The sequence below is a fragment of the Streptomyces sp. CC53 genome, assembly GCF_001865245.1.
In the GTDB taxonomy this organism is placed as follows: Bacteria; Actinomycetota; Actinomycetes; order Streptomycetales; family Streptomycetaceae; genus Streptomyces.
Genome location: NZ_MKXB01000170.1, coordinates 57,474 through 80,459, shown reverse-complemented (window position 1 = coordinate 80,459; position 22,986 = coordinate 57,474). Strand labels below are relative to the sequence as shown.

At 72.3% G+C, this 22,986-nt stretch carries 24 protein-coding genes and 3 tRNA genes; 19 read left to right on the top strand and 8 right to left on the bottom strand.

Annotation, left to right across the window (positions count from 1 at the left end; genetic code table 11):
* Positions 1 to 2: 2 nt before the first annotated feature.
* The 4 genes from BJP40_RS21100 (at position 3) to BJP40_RS21085 (ending at position 4,791) form a co-directional block, all read left to right on the top strand.
* Positions 3 to 1,580 (top strand): NuoM family protein, encoded by a 1,578-nt coding sequence (locus BJP40_RS21100; protein WP_071269002.1) that lies wholly within the window; start codon positions 3 to 5, stop codon positions 1,578 to 1,580.
* On the top strand, positions 1,577 to 3,199 hold the full coding sequence (locus BJP40_RS21095) for an NADH-quinone oxidoreductase subunit N (RefSeq protein WP_079171338.1): 1,623 nt from the start codon (positions 1,577 to 1,579) through the stop codon (positions 3,197 to 3,199). Before BJP40_RS21100 ends, BJP40_RS21095 begins: the two co-directional genes overlap by 4 nt.
* Before the next feature lie 330 nt (positions 3,200 to 3,529).
* The gene (gene htpX, locus BJP40_RS21090) at positions 3,530 to 4,393 is read left to right on the top strand and encodes a zinc metalloprotease HtpX (RefSeq protein ID WP_071281677.1); all 864 of its coding nucleotides are present in this window, start codon (positions 3,530 to 3,532) and stop codon (positions 4,391 to 4,393) included.
* On the top strand, positions 4,390 to 4,791 hold the full coding sequence (locus BJP40_RS21085; protein ID WP_071269006.1) for a YccF domain-containing protein: 402 nt from the start codon (positions 4,390 to 4,392) through the stop codon (positions 4,789 to 4,791). Before htpX ends, BJP40_RS21085 begins: the two co-directional genes overlap by 4 nt.
* Positions 4,792 to 5,019: 228 nt before the next feature.
* Here the strand turns inward: BJP40_RS21085 and BJP40_RS21080 are convergent, their stop codons facing one another.
* Positions 5,020 to 6,288 carry an APC family permease gene (locus BJP40_RS21080; protein WP_071281710.1) on the bottom strand — a complete coding sequence of 423 codons (1,269 nt, stop codon included), beginning with the start codon at positions 6,286 to 6,288 and terminating at the stop codon, positions 5,020 to 5,022.
* Between the two features lie 95 nt (positions 6,289 to 6,383).
* Here BJP40_RS21080 and BJP40_RS21075 point away from each other — a divergent pair, with 95 nt between their 5' ends.
* Positions 6,384 to 6,653 (top strand): GlsB/YeaQ/YmgE family stress response membrane protein, encoded by a 270-nt coding sequence (locus tag BJP40_RS21075; RefSeq protein ID WP_071269008.1) that lies wholly within the window; start codon positions 6,384 to 6,386, stop codon positions 6,651 to 6,653.
* A 32-nt stretch (positions 6,654 to 6,685) separates the two neighbouring features.
* Here the strand turns inward: BJP40_RS21075 and BJP40_RS21070 are convergent, their stop codons facing one another.
* Both BJP40_RS21070 and BJP40_RS21065 read right to left on the bottom strand, forming a co-directional pair.
* Positions 6,686 to 7,381: an alpha-ketoglutarate-dependent dioxygenase AlkB gene (locus BJP40_RS21070; RefSeq protein ID WP_071281676.1), complete on the bottom strand. Its 696-nt coding sequence runs from the start codon at positions 7,379 to 7,381 to the stop codon at positions 6,686 to 6,688.
* Complete coding sequence (locus BJP40_RS21065) at positions 7,378 to 7,881, bottom strand: methylated-DNA--[protein]-cysteine S-methyltransferase (protein WP_071281675.1); 504 nt, start codon at positions 7,879 to 7,881, stop codon at positions 7,378 to 7,380. Before BJP40_RS21065 ends, BJP40_RS21070 begins: the two co-directional genes overlap by 4 nt.
* Positions 7,882 to 8,359: 478 nt before the next feature.
* On the opposite strand from BJP40_RS21065, the gene BJP40_RS21060 reads away from it, so the two are divergent.
* From BJP40_RS21060 to tgmC, 6 genes are all read left to right on the top strand, one after another.
* Complete coding sequence (locus tag BJP40_RS21060) at positions 8,360 to 9,571, top strand: helix-turn-helix domain-containing protein (RefSeq protein ID WP_071281709.1); 1,212 nt, start codon at positions 8,360 to 8,362, stop codon at positions 9,569 to 9,571.
* Between the two features lie 94 nt (positions 9,572 to 9,665).
* Entirely contained in the window at positions 9,666 to 10,151 is a 486-nt protein-coding gene (locus BJP40_RS21055) for a recombinase family protein (protein WP_071269011.1), read from the top strand.
* Complete coding sequence (locus BJP40_RS21050) at positions 10,148 to 10,423, top strand: hypothetical protein (protein WP_071281674.1); 276 nt, start codon at positions 10,148 to 10,150, stop codon at positions 10,421 to 10,423. The genes BJP40_RS21055 and BJP40_RS21050 overlap by 4 nt, the downstream gene beginning before the upstream one ends.
* Positions 10,424 to 10,954: 531 nt before the next feature.
* Positions 10,955 to 11,227 carry a putative ATP-grasp-modified RiPP gene (gene tgmA, locus BJP40_RS21045; RefSeq protein WP_226962504.1) on the top strand — a complete coding sequence of 91 codons (273 nt, stop codon included), beginning with the start codon at positions 10,955 to 10,957 and terminating at the stop codon, positions 11,225 to 11,227.
* An 11-nt stretch (positions 11,228 to 11,238) separates the two neighbouring features.
* Positions 11,239 to 12,198 carry an ATP-grasp ribosomal peptide maturase gene (gene tgmB, locus BJP40_RS21040; protein ID WP_071281673.1) on the top strand — a complete coding sequence of 320 codons (960 nt, stop codon included), beginning with the start codon at positions 11,239 to 11,241 and terminating at the stop codon, positions 12,196 to 12,198.
* Positions 12,191 to 13,312 carry an ATP-grasp peptide maturase system methyltransferase gene (gene tgmC, locus BJP40_RS21035; protein WP_071281672.1) on the top strand — a complete coding sequence of 374 codons (1,122 nt, stop codon included), beginning with the start codon at positions 12,191 to 12,193 and terminating at the stop codon, positions 13,310 to 13,312. Before tgmB ends, tgmC begins: the two co-directional genes overlap by 8 nt.
* 70 nt (positions 13,313 to 13,382) lie before the next feature.
* Here tgmC and BJP40_RS21030 read toward each other — a convergent pair whose 3' ends face one another.
* Positions 13,383 to 13,673 carry a GntR family transcriptional regulator gene (locus BJP40_RS21030; RefSeq protein ID WP_071269016.1) on the bottom strand — a complete coding sequence of 97 codons (291 nt, stop codon included), beginning with the start codon at positions 13,671 to 13,673 and terminating at the stop codon, positions 13,383 to 13,385.
* A gap of 108 nt (positions 13,674 to 13,781) precedes the next feature.
* Between BJP40_RS21030 and BJP40_RS21025 the strand changes: the two genes are divergently transcribed.
* The gene (locus BJP40_RS21025) at positions 13,782 to 14,048 is read left to right on the top strand and encodes a tyrosine-type recombinase/integrase (protein WP_071281671.1); all 267 of its coding nucleotides are present in this window, start codon (positions 13,782 to 13,784) and stop codon (positions 14,046 to 14,048) included.
* Positions 14,049 to 14,076: 28 nt separating this feature from the next.
* Here BJP40_RS21025 and BJP40_RS21020 read toward each other — a convergent pair whose 3' ends face one another.
* Entirely contained in the window at positions 14,077 to 14,565 is a 489-nt protein-coding gene (locus BJP40_RS21020) for a YajQ family cyclic di-GMP-binding protein (protein ID WP_071269018.1), read from the bottom strand.
* A gap of 192 nt (positions 14,566 to 14,757) precedes the next feature.
* On the opposite strand from BJP40_RS21020, the gene BJP40_RS21015 reads away from it, so the two are divergent.
* Positions 14,758 to 14,839 (top strand) — tRNA-Tyr (locus tag BJP40_RS21015).
* 861 nt (positions 14,840 to 15,700) lie between these two features.
* Here the strand turns inward: BJP40_RS21015 and BJP40_RS21010 are convergent.
* Together BJP40_RS21010 and BJP40_RS21005 are read right to left on the bottom strand one after the other, a co-directional pair.
* Complete coding sequence (locus BJP40_RS21010) at positions 15,701 to 16,357, bottom strand: NAD(P)H-binding protein (protein ID WP_071281670.1); 657 nt, start codon at positions 16,355 to 16,357, stop codon at positions 15,701 to 15,703.
* A 34-nt stretch (positions 16,358 to 16,391) separates the two neighbouring features.
* Entirely contained in the window at positions 16,392 to 17,624 is a 1,233-nt protein-coding gene (locus BJP40_RS21005; protein WP_071281669.1) for an amidohydrolase family protein, read from the bottom strand.
* 599 nt (positions 17,625 to 18,223) lie between these two features.
* Here BJP40_RS21005 and BJP40_RS21000 point away from each other — a divergent pair.
* The 6 genes from BJP40_RS21000 to BJP40_RS20975 all read left to right on the top strand — a co-directional run bounded on the left by BJP40_RS21000 (position 18,224) and on the right by BJP40_RS20975 (position 21,654).
* A tRNA-Thr gene (locus BJP40_RS21000) sits at positions 18,224 to 18,296 on the top strand.
* Positions 18,297 to 18,344: 48 nt separating this feature from the next.
* Positions 18,345 to 18,417, top strand: a tRNA-Met gene (locus tag BJP40_RS20995).
* Positions 18,418 to 18,505: 88 nt separating this feature from the next.
* Complete coding sequence (gene rpmG, locus BJP40_RS20990) at positions 18,506 to 18,670, top strand: 50S ribosomal protein L33 (RefSeq protein WP_003948671.1); 165 nt, start codon at positions 18,506 to 18,508, stop codon at positions 18,668 to 18,670.
* 328 nt (positions 18,671 to 18,998) lie between these two features.
* Complete coding sequence (locus BJP40_RS20985; protein WP_071281668.1) at positions 18,999 to 19,451, top strand: MaoC family dehydratase N-terminal domain-containing protein; 453 nt, start codon at positions 18,999 to 19,001, stop codon at positions 19,449 to 19,451.
* A gap of 8 nt (positions 19,452 to 19,459) precedes the next feature.
* Positions 19,460 to 19,888, top strand: coding sequence for a MaoC family dehydratase (locus BJP40_RS20980; RefSeq protein ID WP_071269022.1), 429 nt, complete (start codon positions 19,460 to 19,462; stop codon positions 19,886 to 19,888).
* 710 nt (positions 19,889 to 20,598) lie between these two features.
* A complete protein-coding gene (locus tag BJP40_RS20975; protein WP_071281667.1) occupies positions 20,599 to 21,654 on the top strand; it encodes a UDP-N-acetylmuramate dehydrogenase in 1,056 nt (351 codons plus the stop codon).
* Between the two features lie 202 nt (positions 21,655 to 21,856).
* Here the strand turns inward: BJP40_RS20975 and BJP40_RS20970 are convergent, their stop codons facing one another.
* Positions 21,857 to 22,930, bottom strand: coding sequence for an adenosine deaminase (locus BJP40_RS20970; RefSeq protein WP_071281666.1), 1,074 nt, complete (start codon positions 22,928 to 22,930; stop codon positions 21,857 to 21,859).
* Positions 22,931 to 22,986 lie beyond the last annotated feature (56 nt).

The window sequence follows — 22,986 nt, the reverse complement described above, 5'->3', positions numbered from 1 at the left end:
CCGTGATCGATATCAGCGAATCCGTGATGCAGTTCCTCCTCGCGTTCATCGTCGCCGCCCCGCTCCTCGGCGCCGCCGCGGCGCTTCTGCCCGCCCCGCCCGGCCTGAAGGGCAGGTCACCCGAGCAAGCCGTGCTCCGCCACGGTGTGACCGTCACCGGTGCGGTCCTCCTCGCCGCGATCGCCCTCACCCTCGGCTTCGACCACGACCAGCCGTCGAGGATGCAGGCCACGACCGACATCAGCTGGATCAAGGCACTCGACGTGCGCATCCACCTCGGCGTCGACGGCATCTCGCTCCCCCTCCTGGTCATGACCGCGCTGCTGACCTTCCTCAGTGCGCTCTACACCTACTTCAAGCAGCCTGCGGGGCCCTCGCCGAAGGCGTTCGTGGCCCTGCTGCTGCTCCTCGAGTCCGGCACCCTCGCCACCTTCGCCGTCCTCGACCTGCTGCTGTTCTTCCTCGCGTTCGAGACGGTGCTCGTCCCGATGTACTTCCTCATCGCCCGCTGGGGCGGCGAGGGACGGCAGCAGGCCGCCTGGAAGTTCATCCTCTTCACCCTCCTCGGCTCGGTCGTCATGCTGCTCGGCCTGCTCCTCATCGGACTCAAGGCCGGCACCTTCGACATGGTGGCACTCGCCACTGACAACGGCCGCGGGCTGAGCACATCCCTGCAGGTCACCGCCGTTCTCGCGATCGGGATCGGACTCGCGGTCAAGACACCGATGTGGCCGCTGCACAGCTGGCTGCCCGACGCCCACACCGCCGCGCCCACCGTCGGCTCCGTCCTCCTCGCCGGCGTCCTGCTGAAGATGGGCACGTACGGCTTCGTCCGGATCGTCCTCCCGATCGCGCCGGACGGCATGCAGGTCTTCGCGCCGTACCTCGCAGCCTTCGCCGTCGCAGGCATCATCTACGGCTCGCTCGCCTGCCTGGCCCTCGCCCGCCCCGGCGCCTCCGGCGACCTCAAGCGGCTCATCGCCTACTCGTCCGTCGGCCACATGGGCTTCGTACTCCTCGGCATCGCCACCATGACCCCCACCGGCGTCAACGGCGCGCTGTTCGCGAACATCGCCCACGGCCTGATCACCGGACTGCTGTTCTTCCTGGCCGGCGCGGTCAAGGACCGCTTCGGCACCGCCGACCTCGACACCCTCGCAGGCGCCACCGGCGCCGCCCTGTACGGCCGCGCCCCGCACCTCGGCGGCCTCCTCGCCTTCACGGCCGTCGCCTCCCTCGGCCTCCCCGGCCTCGCCGGCTTCTGGGGGGAGATGCTCGCCATGTTCGGCGCCTTCCACCCCGCGCCGGGCCTCAGCCGCCCTGCGTTCCTCACGTTCATGGCCGTCGCCGGACTCGGCACGCTCCTCACCGCCGCGTACCTCCTGATCGTCGTGCGTCGCGTCTGCATGGGCGCCGCCCCCACCGGCACCGAACCCCGGCTCGCCGACGTCCAGGCGTACGAGTACGCGGCGTGGACCCCGCTCGCCGTGCTCACCGTCCTCGCGGGACTCTGGCCCGCCGCCCTCCTCGGCCTCACCGACCCGGCCGTGCAGCAGCTCCTCGCAGGAGGCAAGTCGTGACCCCCGCCGCCACGAGCGCCGCCCCTCTCACCACGGCGGCCGACCAGGCAGCCCCGCACGCCTCCGGCTGGGCCGCTGCGGCCGCCGCCGGCCCGTCGGCCGCAGGCGACCTCGTGCAGGCCGTCGACTGGGCGGTGATCGCCCCGCCCACCATCGCCGCCGTCGTCGCCCTGGCCGTCCTCGTCGCCGACCTGTTCCTGCCGCAGGCCCGCAAGGCCCTGCTCGCCTGGGTGTCCGTCGCCGGGCTCACCGCCGCGCTGCTCAGCCTGGTGCCGCTGCGCGCGGGGAACCGCTCCACCTTCTGCCTGACGGTCGACCCCGGCGCGTGCAGCTACGTCGCCGACCACTTCGCCCTGGTCATCCAGTTCCTGGCCCTCGGGGGAGCCCTGCTGACCGCGCTCCTCTCCGTGACGGACACCCGGGAGAAGCTGCCCGCCGGCGAGTTCTGGTTCCTGCTGCTGGCCTCCGCCGCCGGGGCCGCGCTGCTGCCCGCAGCCCGCGACCTCGCCACCCTGGTCGTCGCACTGGAGGTCGCCTCGCTGCCCGTCTTCGCGCTCGTCGGACTCAAGCGGGGCGACCGCATGTCCGGGGAGGCGGCACTCAAGTTCTTCCTGTCCTCGGTCACCGCGACTGCCGTGACCCTGCTCGGTGTCAGCTTCGTGTACGCGGCGACCGGCAGCCTCCACCTCACCGAGATCGCGCAGCGGCTCGACGACGTGCCCGCCCGGCTCGGCACCCTGACCATGGCCGGGGTGGCCCTCACCCTGGTCGGGTTCGCCTTCAAGACCGCCGCGGCGCCCTTCCACTTCTGGGTGCCGGACACCTACGTGGGAGCGCCCCTTCCCGTCGCCGCCTACCTGTCCGTCGTCGGCAAGGCGGTCGGCTTCACCGGGCTCGTCCTGGTGACCGTCATCGCCTTCCCGTCGTACGCGGACGTGTGGGGGCCCGCCCTCGCCGTCCTGGCCGCGCTCACCATGACCGTCGGCAACGTCGCCGCCCTCCGGCAGGTCCCCACGCGCGCGTGGAGCGCGGTACGCCTCCTCGCCTGGTCGTCCGTCGGGCAGGCCGGCTACCTGCTGGTACCGATCGCCGCAGCTGCCTACTCCCGGGACGACCAGGTCGGCGCCACCGTCGCGTACGCCCTCATGTACGCCGTCGTGAACCTCGGGGCCTTCGCCGTCGCCGCGCTCGTCGCCCGCACCCACCCGGCCAACCGCATCAGCGACTACCGCGGCCTGTACGCCACGCGGCCCGTCGCCGCGCTCGCCCTGGGTTTCTTCCTGCTCTGCCTCGCGGGCCTGCCGCCCGGCGTCATCGGCCTCTTCGCCAAGGTCGTCGTCTTCTCCGCCGCCGTCGACGCCGGACTCGGCTGGCTCGCGGTCGTCATGGGCGTCAACGTGGTCGTCGCCCTCTTCTACTACCTGCGCTGGACCGCCGTCCTCTTCCGCGCTCCCGAGGCGCAGCCCGGGACCGCGGCCGCCACCGGCGCGCCCGCCCCCGCCCGCAGCCGGGTGCCCGGCTCGCTCACCGCTGCCATCGCCCTCACCGGCGTCGCCGGAGTGCTGCTTTCCGGCTACCCGCAGCTCGTGCTGCGCTTCGCCGCCTCCTCCCTCTTCTGACCGCTCGCTGCCGGCGAGCCGCAGGGCGGCGACACCGCCCTGCACCGCATCACGAGTCCGGCACGCAACCCGGCCGGCTGTCCGCACCACCGCCGGCAGCCGTGCCCCTCCCACTCCCAGGGGGTGGCGTTCCCCGGTGCCTTGGCGGAGGCGGGGGCGCCCCGTACGGAGCTCAGTCACCCCAACGGCGCAGCCCACGCGCTGAACGGCCCGCGAAACACCGGGGAACCAGCCACTTCCGCCTGGCGTTGACCAGTACGGGAGGGTCCACTGGACAGTGGAGCCAGACCAGCGAAGGGTTCCCCTGCCGCACCACTTGGAGGGCGTACCGTGCACCGCCGGCACAACGGGCTGAGAACCGCCGTACTCCTCGGGGGACTGTCCGCACTCATCATCCTGATCGGCAGCTTCTTCGGGCGTACGGGACTGCTGCTCGCCGTCCTGATCGCTCTCGGCACCAACGCCTACGCGTACTGGAACAGCGACAAGCTGGCGCTGCGCGCCATGCGCGCACGGCCCGTCAGCGAGTTCGAGGCCCCGCAGCTCTACCGGATGGTCCGGGAGCTGTCCACGCAGGCCAGGCAGCCCATGCCACGGCTGTACATATCGCCGACCCAGGCCCCCAACGCCTTCGCGACCGGCCGCAACCCGCGCAACGCCGCCGTCTGCTGCACGGAGGGCATCCTGAGCCTGCTGGACGAGCGGGAACTGCGCGGAGTCATCGGCCACGAACTCAGCCACGTCTACAACCGCGACATCCTCATCTCGTCGGTCGCAGGCGCGCTCGCCTCCGTGATCGTGTTCCTGGTCAACTTCGCGTGGCTGATCCCCGTCGGCAGGTCCGAGGACGACGAGGGCCCTGGGCTGCTGGGCATGCTGCTCATCATGATTCTGGGCCCGCTCGCGGCCTCGGTGATCCAGCTCGCGGTCAGCCGCTCCCGGGAGTACGAAGCCGACGCCTCGGGCGCCCGGCTCACCGGTGACCCCCTGGCTCTCGCCGACGCCCTCCGCAAGCTGGAGGCCGGGACGCAGCGGCTGCCGCTGCCGCCGGAACCGAGGATCGAGACCGCGAGCCACATGATGATCGCGAATCCGTTCCGGCCGGGACAGGGCATGTCCCGCCTGTTCTCCACCCACCCGCCCATCTCGGAACGCATCGCCCGACTCGAACAGATGGCAGGTCACCGCCCGTGAAGATCATCCTGAACATCATCTGGCTCGTGCTCAGCGGCTTCTGGCTGTTCCTCGGGTACGTGGCCGCCGGCCTGCTGCTGTGCCTCACGATCATCGGGATCCCGTTCGGCCTGGCGGCCTTCCGCATCGGCCTGTACGCGCTCTGGCCGTTCGGCTACACCGTCGTGGACCGTCGCGACGCGGGCGCCCCGTCCTGCCTCGGCAACGTGCTGTGGCTGGTCCTCGCCGGCTGGTGGCTCGCCCTCGGCCACATCGCGACGGGCATCGCCCTGTGCGTCACGATCATCGGCATCCCGCTGGGCATCGCCAACTTCAAGCTCGTCCCCGTGTCCCTGCTGCCGCTCGGCAAGGAGATCGTGCCGACGGACCGGGCCTTCGCGAGCACCTGGCAGCGGTAGTTATCCACAGGCAGGGCGGGCAGTCGGCCGCAGGGTCCATCATGGACCCATGAGCGACTACACAGAGTCACGAACGGTTCGTCCCGGGCCGATAGCCTGCCGCGGCCTCCCGCGGAAACATGAGCCCAAGCGGAGCTGCGCCGCCACGGCCGACGCCGTTCCGTCACGGCGCCACGCGTCCACCACCGGGGCGGGCGCCGCCCACGGCACCAGCGGGCCCGCTGCCCGCTACCCCCGCGACATACGGCTGGAACGGCCACCCTCCGGCGTGCCCCCGCCCCGTACCGCGTACAGCACGGCACCCGCCGCGACGACGGCCGCGCCCGCCAGAACCGACGGCAGCGGCAACGAGAACGCCAGGACGAGGCAGCCCGCCAACCCGCCGGCCGCCAGCAGGCGGATCGACGACAGTCCAGGCGTGAGCGTCCACGCGGACGCGTTCGCGATGGCGTAGTAGAGCAGCACGCCGAACGACGAGAAGCCGATCGCACCGCGCACGTCAGCCGTGGCCGCCACGACCGCCACGACGATGCCCACGGCGAGCTCCGCGTGATGCGGCACCTGGAAACGCGGATGCACCGCGGCCAGCCCCTGCGGCAGGTGGCCGTCCCTCGCCATGGCCAGAGTCGTACGGGACACCCCGAGGATCAACGCCAGCAGCGACCCGAGCGCCGCCACCGCCGCCGCCACCCGCACCACCGGCGCCAACCCCTCGACCCCCGCGGCCCGCACGGCATCCGCCAAGGGCGCCGTCGACCGACCGAGGTCCCCGGACCCCAACACCGACAGAACGGAGACCGCCACCCCCACATAGGCCACCAGCGCGATACCCAGCGCCAGCGGAACCGCCCGAGGGATCGTCCGCTCCGGGTCCCGTACCTCCTCCCCGAGAGTGGCGATCCGCGCGTAGCCGGCGAACGCGAAGAACAGCAGCCCCGCCGCCTGCAGCACACCACCCGCCGACGCGTCGCCGGCAAAACCCAACCGCCCGAAGTCCGCCGCACCCGACGAAAGGCAGGACACCACCACGGCCGCCAGGACCGCCAGCACCACGGCGACGATCGTGCGCGTCACGAGCGCCGACTTCTGCACACCGCCGTAGTTCACGGCGGTAAGCGCCACGACCGCCGCGACCGCCACCGCATGGGCCTGCTCGGGCCACACGTAGACACCGACCGTCAACGCCATCGCCGCGCACGACGCGGTCTTGCCGACCACGAAGGACCAGCCGGCGAGATAACCCCAGAAGGGACCCAGGCGCTCCCGGCCGTACACGTACGTGCCACCCGACGCCGGATAGCGGGCCGCGAGCCGCGCCGAGGCCATCGCGTTGCAGTACGCCACGGCGGCGGCCAGCCCCAGTCCCGCGAGCAGTCCGCTGCCTGCCGCCCCGGCGGCCGGGCCGAGCGCGGCGAAGATCCCGGCACCGACCATCGATCCCAGACCGATGACGACCGCGTCGAAGACACCCAAAGACCGGCGGAGTTCCCTTGACATGCACCGCACCCTACTGACCTGGGCAACCCTCACCCGCACTCGCGGCGTCCTGTGGGACAACACCCCCGAACCACACGAGAGGAAAGGAGGACGGCATGACCGTCGTCGGCTGGATCGTCCTCGGCCTGCTGGCCGGTGTCATAGCGAAGGTCCTGCTCCCGGGGCGCGACCCGGGCGGCCTCATCGGCACGACCCTCATCGGCATAGCGGGTGCCTTCACGGGCGGTTGGCTGTCGGCCCGCTTCCTCGACCGGCCGATCAGCAACGAGTTCTTCGACGGCGCCACGTGGCTGGCCGCCATCGGCGGATCACTGGTGCTGCTCATCGGGTACCGCATCCTGTTCGGCCACTCACGCTCCCGCTAGCCGGGGTGCCGGGACCGGGCGCGGGGCCGGCCTCACGGGTGGCCCGTCGGCTCCGGCTCCGGGGGACGGTCCGTCAGGCCGGTCTCCCGCAGAGTGATGTTCAGACGACCCCCGCGCATTCCCGTGGCCGGGTCCCCCGTGCCCGAGTACACCTTCGTCACCCCGTGGTAGGCGAAGCGGGAAGGCCCGCCGAAGACCAACAGGTCCCCCGAAGCCAGTTCCACGTCGGTGTACGGCTTCCCCCGGTGCTCCGTGTTCCCGAACCGGAAGACGCAGCTGTCGCCGAGGCTGAGCGACACCACCGGGGCGTCGCATCGCTCCTCCCCGTCCCGGTGCATGCCCATCCGCGCGTCGGCGTCGTAGAAGTTCACCAGAGCGGCATCCGGCGCGTACCCGCCGTCGTCGCCGTACGCCTCCGCCACCGCCGCCCGCCCCCACTCGGCCAGCCAACCGGGGAGGGGTGCGACCCGGGCGCCGTTCACGTCGTCGGCGGTCCGGCTGTAGCGGTACGGCTGCCAGTGCCAGCCGAGGCACAGCGTCCGGACGGACATCACCCCGCCACCCGGCAGCGCCGGGTGCCGCAGCGGTACCGGGCCGCGGGCCCACGACCGGCAGGCGTCCACCAGGTCCCGCTGTTGCTCCACGGACAGCCAGCCCGGCAGGTGCACGGCCCCCGGCGCGAGCTCGGCCCGGCCGCGCGGCAAGGCGAACAGCCCGCCGCCGGTCACCGTACGCGTGCCCCTTCCCAACCGAGCAGCAGTTGCTTGCGTTCCGCGCCGGCGGCGTACCCGCGCAGCGCACCGTCCGCGCCGATCACCCGGTGGCAAGGCCGCACCACCAGCAGGGGATTGCGTCCGATCGCGGTGCCCACCGCCCGCACTCCGGCGCCGCCGATACCGACGCGGGCGGCGACCTCCCCGTACGTCACCGTCGTGCCATACGGGATGTCGTCGAGGACCCGCCACACCCGCTGCTGGAACGCGGTTGCCGTGGCCGGCATCACCCAGGGCACGTCGAAGCGGGTCCTGCTGCCGGCGAAGTACGCGTCGAGCTGCTCGACGACCGGGGTGAAAGCCGCGGGCGCGCGCCGCCCGGCGTCCCGGACGACGGCGCCGCCCTTCTGCCCGGGCAACGACACCGAGCGCAGGGCGGCGGACCCGTCGGGCTGCTCGTCGCCGACCAGCAGGATGTCGCCCAGCGGGCTTCCGACCTGCGTGTACACGGTCATGACTCGTCCATCCCTTCCTCCCCGTCAGTGTGACGCGGCGGGAAGGGCGGTTGCTGGCAGCTTTGCGACATGGAGCCGACCGGGCCCCGGTCGCGCCGGGCAGCAAGGCGGGGGCAGCCCGGCTCCGGGCCGAGCCGCCCCCGCCCCGGCGCCGCCGATCAGCGGTAGTTCCCGAACTTTCGGCCATGATCGCCTGACCTGCGCATACGCCAGATTGGCCGCTCTGACCTGCGGTAATCACTTTCGGTGATTGCCGCAGGTTTTCACGTTTTTCCGGGGCCATGTGCCCTCGCTGTGCCCTCGCCCTGACCGGTGATGCGGGCCGCTCGGTGTCGGGGCGGCGTGGGGCGGGAACGTTCATCTGAGGCCGGGCGCCGGGTGTGCCTCTGCCTCGCGTCTGTTCCGTTCGCCCCGAACGCCCGGGTGTCGGGACCTACCATCGGAGTACAGCAGCCTGAGCAAACGCACTGGGGTGATCGTGAGCAACTGGGCCGACCTTACGAACGGGCAGCGCATCAAGCACCTACGGGGCTCCGATCTGACGCAGCAGGGACTCGCGGATGCCGCGGGGGTTTCGCTCGCCCTGGTGCAGAAAGCCGAGCAGGACCGCGGCGAGCTGTCGGTGGGGTCGCTGCTCAAGTTCGCCCACGCGCTGAACACGGACGTATCCGTGATCCTGGGACAGCAGGCACCGCGCCGGGGCATGGACCAGGGCGACCGCGCCGCCCTGCGCCAACTGTCCGACGCCGTGCACGAGAGTGCCCTCGGCGAGTGGGAAGGCATCGAGGACCCGAGCACCGTCGAGGACTTGAGAGAGGCCCGCGACCGTGCGTGGGACGCGTACTGGGCGAGCGACACGGCAAAGGTCAGTAGCTACGCCTCCAAAGTCCTCATGGAAGGGCAGGTCAGGTACGCGACCGCTACGGGAAGCGAGCGCGAGCAGTTGGGATCGATCCTGGCGAGCACCTACCGCGTAGCCGCGTCCTGCTCGAACGGGTTCGGGCAACGCGACCTTGCGTTGAGCGCGCTCACGTCGGCGAAGCACCTCGCGCGGGAAGTCGATGACCCCGTGATTACAGCGCTGCTGGAGTCCACGCTGTCGTGGATCTACCTGCGCGGCGCCAAGTTGCCGCGCGCCGTCGCCGTGGCCGAGCGGGCGGCACTGGCAATCGAGCCGTCGTTCAGCAACGGGTCACGCCCGCAGTTGCTCGCATACGGGCGGCTGATGATCTCCGCGGCCGTGGCAGCGTCGCGGCGGGAGGACGAGAGCGCGGCCGACGACTACATCTCACAGGCGCACGCCGCAGCGGCGAGGCTCGGACGAGACGAGAAGCTGTACGGGACCAGCTTCGGCCCAACGGCGGCGAAGACCGAGGCGGTTGGAATCCACGTCGCCCTGAAGAACTACGGGCGCGCGCTGAAGCTCGCCAGTCACCCCGACATGAAGAAGCTGCCCAAGTCCATGTCGAAGATTGCTCGCAACCGCTACAAGCTCGATGTCGCGCTCGCGCAGTGCGCGGCCGGCCTTTACGACCAGGCCGGAGACACGCTGATCGAGGTAGCGCTCGATGCTCCGGAGTGGGTCAAGCATCAGGCGTTGCCGGGCTTCATCGGCAAGCGCCTTGCGAAGGTGTCCACGGCGCGCGTGCGGAACATCAGCGAACTCATCGGCATGCCCTTGATCGCGTGAGTCCTACGGAGCGTAGGAGCGCGGGCCCGCCGACCACGCCCGGTCGTACGCCTCATCGCTTCACCCTGGGTGATCGAATGGGCACGATTGATGCATGGTCAGCGTCGAGAGCGGACAGAGGCAGGGGCGGGCGAGGGTCCGCCGAACCGAAGGCGACCTGAGACGGCGACAGGCGCTCGCGGACGCGGCAGCGGGCGTCAGGCCGGGTGAGGCCGACGTGCCGGCCGAGGCGGCGAAAGTCGAGCGGTTCCGCTGCGTGATCTACCTGTGCGGTGCCCCCAACACGGACATCACGGCACCCCGCCAGGAGTGCACCGAGTACGCCGAGGCGTTCGGGTGGGAGATCACGGGCGTGATCGAGGAACGCGCGGGGCTGCTCTCGCCGCATGGGCGTGACGGGCTGGGACGGGCCGTCGAGCACATCAAGAGCGGCGAGGCCGGGGCAGTGCTCACGGCGTGGCGCTCGATGATCTCGTCCGTGCCGCAGGAGTACGACGAGGTGGCGCGCGAGATCGAGAAGGCCGGCGGCTTCCTGCACGTCAAGGACTCGGCGCACAGCGAGCGAAGGGTTGCGCGGTGACTCGTCGCATGTTCCGCTACGTCCCGTTCACCATCGAGCAGGACCAGACGGCAGAACCGGAGTACGGGGCCCGGTGTGTGTCCGGGGACGAAACCGAGTGCGGGGTGGAGTCCGGCACGCAGAGCGGCCCGGGACCCGTCGAGGAGTGGCAGCGCAGGCACACGCAGGAGACCGGACACCGTCGCTATCGCCGAAGCTTCGGCGACTACGCCGTGATGCGACCTCCGGCAGAACTCGCCGGCCTCGTGCGGGCGAACGGGGGCACGGCGTGACCTTCGCCCCGGCTGTTGCGCGCCCGTGGCGTGACGCCTGGCCGCTCGTCGCGCAGACGGACGACGGGAACCAGTGGGTGACCTGGGCCTGTTGGCTGTACTGCCGACGCGAGGGCGTGCGCGTCCTGTGGGTCGGCTCGGTGACGACGCCGGGCGCCACAGGTGACTTATACGCCTGCGGCCCATGCATCGCGGAGCTTGGCCACATAGTGCGTGTTCAGTCGCACGACCGGGACCGAACCGCGGACCGCGCCGCACAGTCCGCCACGCTCACCGTGCCCGCACACGCGCCCCCGCCGCGGCCCTTATCCACGGGTGCGACTGGGGGCCGTCACCGACTGCCCCGCCGTTGAAGACTCCGCCCCCTGCCGGGGACGACCAGTTCACAGGTTCTCCCACACACCCCCGGTAGGGGAGCGGGTACCACCCCGCCCCGGTCGGATCATCCGCCCGCAGCCCTTGGACAGGTCGAGCGCCGACCGGGGCGGGTCCTGCACCACAGCCACCGTACGAAGCGATCAAGGAGGAGACTTGCAAACGAGCCCCGCAGGTACGGAGACCACCGCACCGGCCCCGTGGGGGCTGCGTCGTATGGCTCCGCTGCGCAACGGTTCTCCCTCGCCGTGGCGGTACGCGGGCATCGACCCGGCCACGCAGACCGGCCGATGGGTCGGGGAGGACGGAGCGATGACGCCGGCTGAACTCGGCAAGCACGGTACGAGCGTGAACACCTACCCGCCCACGCAGGTCGGGAAGGACGGCAAGGTCGACGCCGACTCCGGTCACGACGCGACGCAGGACTAGGGGGTAGCGCCATGGACGGACGCCCGGTGCTGGTCTGCACGGAGTTCGAGGACGCAACCGCTGATCTGGTCATCGCGGAGTTGAACCGGCGCCGGGTGCCCGTCCTCCGGTTTGACCCGGGGCGCGACTTCCCGGCGCCCGTGGTGCTCGCCGCGCGCATCGGGGCGGGCGGATGGGGCGGGCGGCTGTCGGTCGGGGAGCGTACGGCCGACCTGTCCGCCGTACGCGCCCTCTACCACCGTCGGCCGAGTCCCTACCCGACGGGGAGCGGCGAGCAGGCGGCCCGGTTCGCCGCGCATGAGAACCGGCGCGGCCTGGGCGGCGTGCTGGGCGCGCTGCCGGGGTGCCTGTACCTGAGCCACCCGCAGGCCATCGCGCGGGCGGAGTACAAGCCCGCGCAGCTTGACGCGGCGACCCGGGTAGGGCTCTCGGTCCCGCCCACGCTGATCACAAGCGATCCGATGGAGGCCAAGGCGTTCTGCGCCGCACAGCCCACCATCTACAAGCCGTTGCACGCGGGGGCGTACGAGGTCGAGGGCGAGCCCGCCGGAATCTGGGCCGCCCCGGTCGAGGCGGGCGAGGTCTGCGGCGCGGTGAGCCACAGTGCGCACCTGTTCCAAGCACAGGTGCCCAAGGTTGCGGACGTGCGCGCGGTCGTCGTCGGCGAGCAGGTGTTCAGCGCCCGGATCACCGCGCCGCCCGGGGTCGTGGACTGGAGAGCCGAGTACCAGAGCCTCACCTATGAGCCGGTCGCCTGCCCGGACGGGATACGGGGGGCACTGGTGCGGTTCCTCGCTGCATTCGGGCTGAACTTCGGCGCCTTCGACTTCGCCGTGACCGCGGACGGCGCATGGTGGTTTCTGGAGTGCAACCCCAACGGTCAATGGGCGTGGCTCGAAGACGCGGCCGGACTGCCGATCACAACCGCAATCGCGGACCTGTTGGAGAACGGAGCGAGTCAGCATGAGTGAACCCCTGCCGTCGGAACACCTACGGGCCGACCTCGCGCGGCGCCTGTCCAAGGCTGGCGCCCTGCGCAGCCCGGAATGGGAGGCGGCCGTCATGGCGGTGCCCCGCGAGGCGTTCCTCGCGCGCGGCTGGTTCGAGTACGAAGGCAGGGGCTGGTACCGGCCCGCGGCCGGAGACTCCGCGGAAGGACTCGCGCGGATCTACGAAGACGACACCCTCGTGACGCAGGTGGCCGGGGGCGTCTTCCCCGACCAGGTCGAGGGGCGCATCGCGGCGGCCCCCTCGTCGTCGTCCACCCTGCCGAGTCTGGTCGTGCGGATGCTCGAAGACCTGCGGGCGACCGAGGGGACGCGCGTTCTGGAGATCGGCACGGGCACGGGCTACTCAACGGCGCTGCTGTGCCATGTCGTCGGCGAGGACAACGTGACCACGGTCGAGGTCGACGCGGAGGTGTCCGCCCGTGCTGGGATCGCGCTCGCGGGCGCCGGGTACTGGCCTGCCCGCGTGGTCGGTGACGGACTGGCGGGCTACAAGGAGGGCAGACCGTATGACCGCGTGATCGCCACGTGCGGCGTGCACACCGTGCCGGCCGACTGGCTCGCGCAGACACGGCCCGGCGGTGAGGTCCTGGTCACGGTCGGAGGATGGATGCACGCATCCGAACTCGTACGGCTCATGGTCGCTGACGACGGCACGGCCAGCGGCCCGGTTCTCGGCGGACAGGTCTCGTTCATGCTGGCCCGTCCCCATCTTCCGCCCCCGCTGGGCATACTGCCGAACCTCAGCGAGGGCGACGCGGTGCCCGTGGAGCTGGGCGCGGATGTGCTCGACGACTGGACCGCCCGGTTCGTCGCGCAGTTCGCCGCGCCGCGCGCGCAGCGGCTCACGCTGGAACGCGACGGCCGGACCGAACACGTCGTGATCGACGTGGACGCCGAGGCGTGGGCGGTCGTCTTCCAAGACGGCGGCCGGTGGATGGTCCGGCAGGGCGGCACGGCACGTCTGTGGGACGAGATCGCCGAGCGTGTCACGCAGTGGCAGGCGGACGGGCGCCCGCCTGCCGACCGTATGCGGCTGCACGTCGGCCCCGACGGGCAACGCCTCACCTGGGCGTAACCGCGGGCTGACAGCCTCCATACCGCCCCGTCCGTCCGTCGTTCCCCCGTGGCGGACGGACGGGGCTTCCTTACGCGCTCGGGGTGGGTTCCTCCGGTGCCTGCTCGGGCTTCTGCTCGGTCACGTACGTACCGCGCCCCGACACCGCGTATACGAGACCTTCCTCGGCGAGCACGGCAATCGCCCGACGGACGGTCGGGCGGGATAGGCCGTACTCGTCAGCGAGGGCGTTCTCGCTGGGCATGGCGCGGTTGGGTTTCCAGTCGCCTCGCTTCACGCGTGCGCGCAAGATCCCCGCGAGCTGCTGAAACGGCGCCTCTGGCGCGTCGCGCTCCACCTGGTCATCCGGCCCGTACTCCATGAGCCGAAGGTATCCGGCCGATCGCGCCCTGACATCCCCTGACAGGCTCATGCAGCCCTTTACAGGCTTTTGCAGGTGGGTCTAGGGTCGGCCCACAAGAAAGCCCCGGTGACGACGGGCTGGGGCCGCGAACCGGCCCGCGTCACCATTCCCGACGGCGCCAGCCTGCACGACCTACGGCACTTCTACGCCTCGCTCCTGATCAAGCACGGCGAGAACGTCAAGACGGTGCAGAAGCGCCTCGGGCACACCAAGCCGTCGATCACGCTGGACACGTACACGCATCTGTGGCCGGACGAGGAGGACACAACGAGGGCGGCGGTCGAGGCCGTTCTCGGCGATGTGCCCCCGTTGTGCCCTGCGAAGTCTGCCTAGCTCCGTCCGTGCAGGTCAGACCCGTTCATTACCGGTAGTTCACGAACTGCAGCGCGAAGTCGAAGTCCTTGCCCTTGAGTAGCGAGATGACGGCCTGCAGGTCGTCGCGGCTCTTGGAGCTGACCCGCAGCTCGTCGCCCTGCACCTGCGCCTTCACGCCCTTGGGGCCCTCGTCGCGGATGATCTTTGCGACCTTCTTGGCGTTCTCCTGGGAGATGCCCTCCTGGATGGAGGCGAAGATCTTGTACTCCTTGCCGGAGAGCTGCGGCTCACCGGCGTCCAGCGCCTTCAGCGAGATGCCGCGCTTGATCAGCTTGGACTGGAAGACGTCGAGGATCGCGTTGACCCGGTCCTCGGAGTTCGCCTGCATCAGGATCTTCTCGCCGGACCATGCGATCGACGCCCCGACGCCCTTGAAGTCGTAGCGCTGGGAGATCTCCTTCGCCGCCTGGTTGAGGGCGTTGTCGACCTCCTGCCGCTCGACCTTCGAGACGATGTCGAAACTGGAGTCGGCCATGTCCTGTGGCTCCTTGTATCGGGTGCGTAGAGGTGCGTCCGGCCCCCGCCGGCCGCAACCCCACAGCCTAGCCACCCGCGACCACCCCGTGGCTGATCGAATTCGGTGGCGGAGCACCCCCCGGGATCAGGTATTGTTTACGTCGTTGCCAGGGAGCGCCGCCGCGAGGCCGGTCTTCCCAGCGATATCCCAGGCGGTGTGCCCGAGTGGCCAATGGGAGCGGACTGTAAATCCGTCGGCTTAGCCTACCCAGGTTCGAATCCTGGCGCCGCCACAGGATGGAACGGCCCCTGATCTGCGGAAAAGCGATCAGGGGCCGTTCTGCTGTGACAGCAGGACGAAGCCCTGGCTGTCCCACCCCGTCCCGCTCGACACCGCCCGCCACCAGCCTGTGTGGACTGGGCGTGGACGGGCGTAGGGGCGTAGGCGTGGTCGGGTACGCGCGCATTCTCGATCGAGCGTCACCGTCGCGCCGCGCCGGCTGCGGCGGCCGACTGTCGACGGCCGCTGCGGGCTTCCGGCCGGCGCAGCGCGGGCCGGGCCCCCGGGGAAGGCCGGGTGGTCGCTCCGGCGTGGCAGGGCGCTGCGCTTCTCCGCACCGATGCGCCTCGTACACGGCCGCGCGAAGCCCAGCGAACACATCCGATCCCCTCGGGCGCGGACGGCGGGCCGGACGTGACGGGGCAGCGCGCACGTGCGGCGCCGGAGACCCGCCCGTCCTCGCCACCCCAGCCGAGCAGGGGCCGTCCCCGACTCCGCCGGAGCTGGGGCGCACCGGCGCCGTGACACGCGGGGCGCTCCACGCACCTCTGGTGCCACCAGGAGCGATCCCCGGGCGCCGTAGGGCCTCGTCGGGGGCTCCCGCACTGCCACCACGGGCCTCGCAGGGGCGCGCCTCGCGCTGCGGCGCAACCCGTCGGTTCCCTCCGACGCCCCGGCCCCCCGGCGGTCTGTTGCCGCGGCGAGGTGGCCCCGGGCTTCGACCTGCGTGTTCCGGGAACGGTACCGCGGTTGCGGCCCGGGCTCACGGCCGCTGCCCCGGGCCGGCCTGACGACCTGTCATGACGCGCTTTCCCGCGGGTGGTCGACCGGAGGCCACCACGCACCGGCGTAGCAGCGGGAAGCTGAGGCGTGCTCAGTTGCCCGCGACCGCCCTGACGGCCACCGCCGCCGGGACCGAGCCGGTGGTGAGTTCCAGGGTGAGGCCGGCGGTGGCCGGGGTCTCGAGGAGTTCGGCCAGCACGGCGGCGACGTCGTCGCGCGGCACCGGGCCCCGCCCGGTGGACGCCTCCAGGCGCACCAGGCCCGTGCCCGCGTCGTTCGTCAGCATCCCCGGGCGCAGGATCGTCCAGTCCAGGGAGGACTTGGCGCGGACGTACGCGTCCGCCTCACCCTTCGCCCGCAGATACGCGTCGAAGACCTCGTCGCCGGGATGGTCGGGGGCGGCGCGCATCGCGGAGACGACGACGAAGCGGCGCACACCCGCGCGTTCCGCCGCGTCGGCCAGCAGGACCGCCGCGTCCCGGTCCACGGTGACCTTCCGGGCGGCCCCGCTGCCAGGTCCGGCGCCCGCCGCGAAGACCGCCGCGTCGGCGCCTTGAAGCACCGCCGCCACCATCTCCACCGAGGCCGACTCCAGGTCCATGACGACCGGTTCGGCACCTGCCGCCCGCAGGTCGTCCGCCTGGCCGGGCGCGCGGATGAGGCCCGCGGCCTCGTGGCCGGCCGCCGCCAGCAGCCGCTCCAGGCGAAGCGCGATCTGACCGTGTCCTCCAGCGATGACGATACGCATGCTCACGACCGTACGGTCAAAAGGCGCCGCGCGCTCACGGACGGGTGTCCTGCCGGGCCTGGCGCGGCAGTTCCAGAGCCGCCGCCGAGTCGCAGTACTCGCGCACCGCGCTCGTCCTGGCCACCACCCGCCCGCGGTGGATCACGATCCTGCTGTACGCCAGGGACAGCACCGACGACAGCTGGTCGCCCCGGACCGCCAGGAGTTCCGCGGGGAACCCTGCCTCCACCCGCACCGGCGGCAGGCCCATCGCCTCCCGCGCGGCCCCGCTCACCGCCCCGTACGCCTCCGCCGGGCGCAGCCCGCTCTGGGAGGCCAGCAGGTACGCCGCCTCCAGCGGATCACCGCGCCCCACCGGGTTCGCCAGGTCGCGCAGCGCACCCCCGCCCGCCGCCAGCGGCACCCCCGCCGCCCGCAGCAGCCGGACCGGCGCCACCGCCCGCAGCTCCGTGCCCCCGCAGCCGCCCTGGGGCAGGCACATCACCGTGACGCCCGCGGCCGCCAACTGGTCCGCCACCCGGCCTTGCGCGTCCGCCGGGAGCCGGCCCAGCGCGCCGCACGGACCGATCGCCACACCCGGGCGCAGCCCGCCCGCCACGGCCGCCAGCCGGGACAGCCGCGCCGGGTCGTCCCCGTCCGTGTGCAGGTCGACCGGGCAGCCGTGCTCCGCCGCCACCTCCAGCAGGGCCTCCACGTAGCCGGCCGGATCAGGATCCAGGTCCGGGCAGCCGCCCACGACGGCCGCGCCCATCTTCACCGCGTCCCGCAGCATCGCGAGCCCGTCGGCCCCCGCCACACCTGTCAGCAGCCTCGGCACCGCCACGGCTGCCAGGTCCGCCAGCCCGCGCAGCGCCCGCCGGGCCTGCAGCACCGCCTCCAGAGGCGCGAGTTCCTGGACGTCCCCGATCCGCACGTGCGCGCGCAGCGCCGTAGCCCCGTGGCCGAGCTGCAGCAGGGCCGCCTCGGTGGCGCGCCGCTGGACGTCGTCGGCCGCGTACGAGACGGGTCCCGGCGCCGCCGCGCTGAGCGCCGTGTCGGCGTGCGCGTGCGGTTCCGCGGGGGCGGGCAGCAGGAGGTATCCGGCGAGGTCCACGCGGGCTCCGTGCGAGCCGAGGCTGCCGGGTGTGCCGACGGCCTCGATGCGGCCGCTGCTGACCCGTACGTCGACGGTGCGGCCGTCGGTGAGCCGGGCGCCGCACAGCAGCAGCGCGGTCGTGCCGGTGGTGGCGCCCTCGGGCGGCCGCGGCTGCTGGCTGTCGGAGGACATCGGGCTCCTCACGGGGAAGGGGATGGGAGCGGGGCCTGGGACGGGGCAAGATCGCGCAGCGTGAGGCGAGCCTAGGCGTCGTCCGTCCGGGCTTCGAGGAGGAGCGCAATAGTCGTACCGGCGTGGGGCACGGGTGGCGTACGAGGCGCTTCCGTGACCGGTGCGGGGCTCGAGCGGGGGAGCGGACAGCGGCCGGCGCGCGGGCGCGAACGGGGCCGCGCGGGGTGCGGGCGGTGCGGGGGAAGGCGGCGTGAGCCCGTCGTGCTTTCCTGCGGGGGGCCCAGCGGGTGGACGGCCCGGCGGCCCGGGCGGGCGCGGTCGGTGTCGCGCCGGGAGGCGCGGTCGAACCTGCCCCGCCGTTCTGCCCGGGCTGGACGATCCCACCCCGCTGTCGGCCTGCGCCGGTGCGCGGTGGCCAGCCGCTTCCGGTGGGCGGCGGAGAGGCGGGACACTGGTTCCGGGCCGCTCCACAGCAGGGTCCGGACGGTGTCCGGTCGGCCTCCCGGGGGCTCGGCGACCGGCTGCCCGGAGGGTCCTGCGGTGGGCCGCGAATCGGATTTGGGTGAACGGCCGCGGACCGTGTAATGTCTTCATCGCTCGCCCCAATAGCTCAGTCGGCAGAGCGTCTCCATGGTAAGGAGAAGGTCTACGGTTCGATTCCGTATTGGGGCTCTGGTGTGAGGTGATCCTCACCTTCGGGTGAGGTGATCCGTACATCAAAGCGGTGTAGCTCAGTCGGTAGAGCAAGCGGCTCATAATCGCTGTGTCACCGGTTCAAGTCCGGTCACCGCTACTCCTAGTAGCCGATTGTGGGGTCGGTCCTTCGATCGGCTACTCTTTTCTGCGTTAATCCGTCCATCCGTCCGTCAAGGAGCACTCACGTGGCTGCCACCGACGTCCGCCCGAAGATCACGCTGGCCTGCGTGGAGTGCAAGGAGCGGAACTACATCACCAAGAAGAACCGGCGCAACAACCCGGACCGTCTTGAGATGAAGAAGCACTGCCCGCGCTGCAACGCGCACACTGCGCACCGCGAAACGCGCTGAACCAGGCTCGTACACGAGGCCGTCCCCATCGGGGACGGCCTCGTGTCGTTTGGCCGCAGGATCACCGGGCCCGAACCCTGCGCCGGAACCCAGACCCCGGATCACCGGTTCTCCGCCCTCACAGCCCGGAGCGTGGCCGCGGGACGACCTGTTCGGGATCATGGCCGCAGGAGATCCGGGCCCCGGGAGCCGGGTCGGGGAGACCCGGTCCCCGCCCGGAGAACCACGGATCCGGGATGCCGGGTCGGATCACCGGCCCCGGGTCACCGGGGCGGTCGGCCGTCTGATTGCCTGATCACTGAGTACGACCGCAGGAGGTACCGCTTACATGGCGCTCGACCAGTCCTTCGTGGGGCGGACCTATCCGCCCACCCCTCCGTACGAGGTGGGGCGGGAGAAGATCCGCGAGTTCGCCGAGGCCGTCGGCGACCCGAATCCGGCATTCACCGACACGGAGGCGGCCAAAGCGCTCGGGTACGCCGATGTGATCGCCCCGCCGACCTTCGTGTTCGTCATCACGTTCAAGGCCGCCGCCAACGTCATCGCCGACCCCCAGCTCGGCCTCGACTACAGCCGGGTCGTGCACGGCGACCAGAAGTTCGCCTACAGCCGCCCCGTGCGGGCCGGTGACCGGCTCACCGTGACCTCGACGATCGAGGCGATCAAGTCCCTCGCGGGCAACGACATCCTCGACGTCCGCGGCGAGGTGCACGACGAGACGGGTGAGCACGTCGTGACCGCGTGGACCAAGCTCGTCGCACGCGCGGCAGAGGAGGCGTGAGACACACCATGACCGCGAAGATCGCATACGACGACGTCGAGGTCGGCACCGAACTGCCGGCGCAGACCTTCCCCGTGACCCGCGCCACCCTGGTGCGGTACGCGGGCGCCTCCGGCGACTTCAACCCGATTCACTGGAACGAGAAGTTCGCCCGCGAGGTCGGCCTGCCGGACGTCATCGCGCACGGCATGTTCACGATGGCCGAGGCGGTCCGGGTCGTCACCGACTGGGCGGGGGACCCGGGCGCCGTCGTCGAGTACGGGGTGCGCTTCACCAAGCCGGTCGTCGTGCCGAACGACGACGAGGGCGCGCTCATCGAGGTCAGCGCCAAGGTCGCGGCCAAGCTCGACGACCGGCGGGTACGGGTCGACCTGACCGCCATGAGCGGCGGCCAGAAGGTGCTCGGCATGTCCCGCGCGGTGGTCCAGCTCGTCTGACCCGCGACCGGTCGGCGGGGCACCGCTGCGGGGGGCGGGCGCGTGGCGCCGGCGGGCCGTGGTGGTGCGCCCGCCGGACGGTTCGTGCCGGTAGCCGGCCGCGTCCCGGATGCTGCTCCGGCCGACCGGCCGAGCCGGTGGATTTCCGCGACCGGCGGGCCGCGGCGGTGCACGGTCACGGGTGGGGCGGCGGCCCGTACGCCCCCGCCGCGGTGCCCGGTCACTGGTCCTACCGGTCCGCCTGCCGCAGCCCGCGACCTGCCGGGCCCGCCGGCTGACCCCGGGAGCCCTTGACGTGGCTACGGCCTGCTCCGGCCGGCCATGCCCACGTGTCCAGGACCGGTGCCGGTCTCACCGGCCGCCAGAGCCTCACCGGGGTTCGGGCCACGCATCAGTGCCGAAGACGCGCCGTGTGCCCGAGCCACGGAGGCACGAGCCCCCGTGCCCCGCGGCACGCACAGCCGTGCCCAGCGCCCGAGCCGGGCAGGTCCGCGACCGCCGGACCGGCCGGGCCCCTGCCGCCTGCGACGTGCCCGCCGGGCCCGGACCCGTCCGTGACCGCCGGATCAGCCGGACCCGTCGAGCCCGCGGCCTCCGTACCAGCCCGCGCAGCCCGGACCACCCGCGCAGCGGACCCACCGACCGCCGCCCCGCGAGGCCGTGCAAGGCGTCCCGGGCCGCCGGGACGGGCCGCACCGTAGGCTTGGCGCGTGCAGGAACTCCACGACGCTCCCCTCGCCCCGCTGACCACGTTCCGGCTCGGCGGCCCCGCCAACCGGCTGCTCACCGCCACCACGGACGACGAGGTCGTCGCCGCCGTACGGGAGGCGGACGCCACCGGTACCCCGCTGCTGCTGATCGGCGGCGGGTCGAACCTGGTCATCGGCGACAAGGGCTTCGACGGCACCGCCCTGCGCATCGCCACGCGCGGCTTCCGCCTCGACGGCACCCGACTGGAGCTCGCCGCGGGCGAGGTCTGGTCCGACGCCGTCGCCCGCACCGTGGAGGCCGGGCTCGCCGGCATCGAGTGCCTGGCCGGCATCCCCGGTTCCGCGGGCGCCACGCCCATCCAGAACGTCGGGGCGTACGGCCAGGAGGTCTCCTCCACGATCACCGAGGTCGTCGCGTACGACCGGCGCGCCGGGGAGATCGTCACCCTCCCCGGTGAGGCGTGCGGCTTCTCCTACCGGCACAGCCGCTTCAAGGGCGACGCCGACCGGTTCGTCGTCCTGCGGGTCCGCTTCGGACTGGAGGACGCGCAGGGCATGAGCGCCCCGCTCCGGTACGCGGAGACCGCGCGCGCCCTCGGCGTCGGGGTCGGCGACCGCGTGCCGCTCGCCGACGCCCGCGAGACCGTCCTCGCCCTGCGCGCCGGCAAGGGCATGGTCCTGGACCCGGACGACCACGACACCTGGTCCGCCGGGTCGTTCTTCACCAACCCGATCCTCACGGACGAGGCGTACGAGGAGTTCCTCGGCCGCGTCCACGAGCGCCTCGGCACCGACGTGACGCCGCCCGCGTACCCGGCGGGGGAGGGGCGGACCAAGACCTCCGCTGCCTGGCTCATCGACAAGGCCGGGTTCACCAAGGGGTACGGCACCGGGCCCGCCCGGATCTCCACCAAGCACACCCTCGCGCTCACGAACCGCGGCGAGGCCACCACCGAGGACCTGCTCGCCCTCGCCCGCGAGGTCGTGGCGGGCGTGCGGGACGCCTTCGGCGTCACCCTGGTCAACGAGCCGGTGACCGTCGGCGTCAGCCTCTGACCCCACACTCCAGGTCTCACGTCCGCACCCACCTGAGGCCGGTACGCGCCGGGCGTGCCCGCGTCCCGCGGGGGCTCAGGCGCGCGTCACCCGGGTGTGACGCCGTCGGGAGGCCACGCGGCCGCGTGGGCGGTGCTGCCCGGCCCGGCACCCGCCGGGGCACGGCGGCAGGCCCCTGCGCCCCGCCCGGCAGGAGCGCTGCTCACACCCCCGGCCGGCCGAGTCCGGAGCCCGCGGCGCCGGGGGGCGCCGGGTCCGCGGCCAGCCAGTCGTCGATCGCCGCCAGCAGCTTCCGCCGCACGTCCTCCGGCGCCACCGAACCCCGTCCCGACTGCCGGGCCAGCTCCGCGAGCTCGGCGTCCGTGAAGCCGTGGTGGTGCCGCGCGATCTCGTACTGGTCCGCGAGCCGCGCCCCGAACAGCAGCGGGTCGTCCGCGCCCAGGGCCATCGGCACCCCCGCGTCGAACAGCGTCCGCAGCGGGACGTGCTCCGGCTTCTCGTACACCCCGAGCGCCACGTTCGACGCCGGGCACACCTCGCAGGTCACGCCCCTGTCCGCGAGCCGCCGCAGCAGCCGCGGGTCCTCCACCGCCCGCACACCGTGGCCGATGCGCGAGGCCCGCAGGTCGTCCAGGCAGTCCCGCACGGACGCCGGCCCGGTCAGCTCGCCGCCGTGCGGGGCCGCCAGCAGGCCGCCGTCCCGCGCGATCGCGAACGCCCGGTCGAAGTCCCGGGCCATCCCGCGCCGCTCGTCGTTCGACAGCCCGAAGCCCACCACGCCCTGGTCCCGGTAGCGCACCGCGAGCCGCGCCAGCGTCCGCGCGTCCAGCGGGTGCTTCATGCGGTTCGCGGCGACCAGCACCCTGATCGCCAGACCGGTATCCCGCTCCGCGGCCCGCACCGCGTCCAGGATGACCTCCAGCGCGGGGATCAGACCGCCGAGCCTCGGCGCGTACGAGGTCGGGTCCACCTGGATCTCCAGCCAACCGGAACCGTCCCGGACGTCTTCCTCGGCCGCCTCCCGCACCAGCCGCCGGATGTCCTCCGGTTCCCGCAGGCACGACCGGGCGATGTCGTACAGGCGCTGGAACCGGAACCAGCCCCGCTCGTCGGTCGCGCGCAGCTTCGGCGGCTCCCCGCCGGTCAGCGCCTCCGGAAGGTGCACTCCGTACTTGTCGGCGAGCTCCAGGAGGGTGGAGGGCCGCATCGACCCGGTGAAGTGCAGGTGCAGATGCGCCTTGGGCAGCAGTTTCAGATCGCGGACGACGTGCTCCATCCAGGGATCCTGCCGCACATCCGCGCCTCGCGGCAGCCCCTTTCTCCGATCGGGTG

What these genes read in the sequence shown, in the direction of transcription:
- BJP40_RS21030 (WP_071269016.1), bottom strand. Translation starts at nt 13,673, where the DNA reads ATGGAGTACGGGCCGGATGACCAGGTGGAGCGCGACGCGCCAGAGGCG.
- BJP40_RS20970 (WP_071281666.1), bottom strand. Translation starts at nt 22,930, where the DNA reads ATGGAGCACGTCGTCCGCGATCTGAAACTGCTGCCCAAGGCGCATCTG.
- BJP40_RS20985 (WP_071281668.1), top strand. Translation starts at nt 18,999, where the DNA reads ATGGCGCTCGACCAGTCCTTCGTGGGGCGGACCTATCCGCCCACCCCT.
- tgmB (WP_071281673.1), top strand. Translation starts at nt 11,239, where the DNA reads ATGGACGGACGCCCGGTGCTGGTCTGCACGGAGTTCGAGGACGCAACC.
- BJP40_RS21010 (WP_071281670.1), bottom strand. Translation starts at nt 16,357, where the DNA reads ATGCGTATCGTCATCGCTGGAGGACACGGTCAGATCGCGCTTCGCCTG.
- BJP40_RS21065 (WP_071281675.1), bottom strand. Translation starts at nt 7,881, where the DNA reads ATGACCGTGTACACGCAGGTCGGAAGCCCGCTGGGCGACATCCTGCTG.
- BJP40_RS21020 (WP_071269018.1), bottom strand. Translation starts at nt 14,565, where the DNA reads ATGGCCGACTCCAGTTTCGACATCGTCTCGAAGGTCGAGCGGCAGGAG.
- BJP40_RS20980 (WP_071269022.1), top strand. Translation starts at nt 19,460, where the DNA reads ATGACCGCGAAGATCGCATACGACGACGTCGAGGTCGGCACCGAACTG.
- BJP40_RS21075 (WP_071269008.1), top strand. Translation starts at nt 6,384, where the DNA reads ATGACCGTCGTCGGCTGGATCGTCCTCGGCCTGCTGGCCGGTGTCATA.
- tgmC (WP_071281672.1), top strand. Translation starts at nt 12,191, where the DNA reads ATGAGTGAACCCCTGCCGTCGGAACACCTACGGGCCGACCTCGCGCGG.
- BJP40_RS21055 (WP_071269011.1), top strand. Translation starts at nt 9,666, where the DNA reads ATGGTCAGCGTCGAGAGCGGACAGAGGCAGGGGCGGGCGAGGGTCCGC.
- BJP40_RS21080 (WP_071281710.1), bottom strand. Translation starts at nt 6,288, where the DNA reads ATGTCAAGGGAACTCCGCCGGTCTTTGGGTGTCTTCGACGCGGTCGTC.
- BJP40_RS21005 (WP_071281669.1), bottom strand. Translation starts at nt 17,624, where the DNA reads ATGTCCTCCGACAGCCAGCAGCCGCGGCCGCCCGAGGGCGCCACCACC.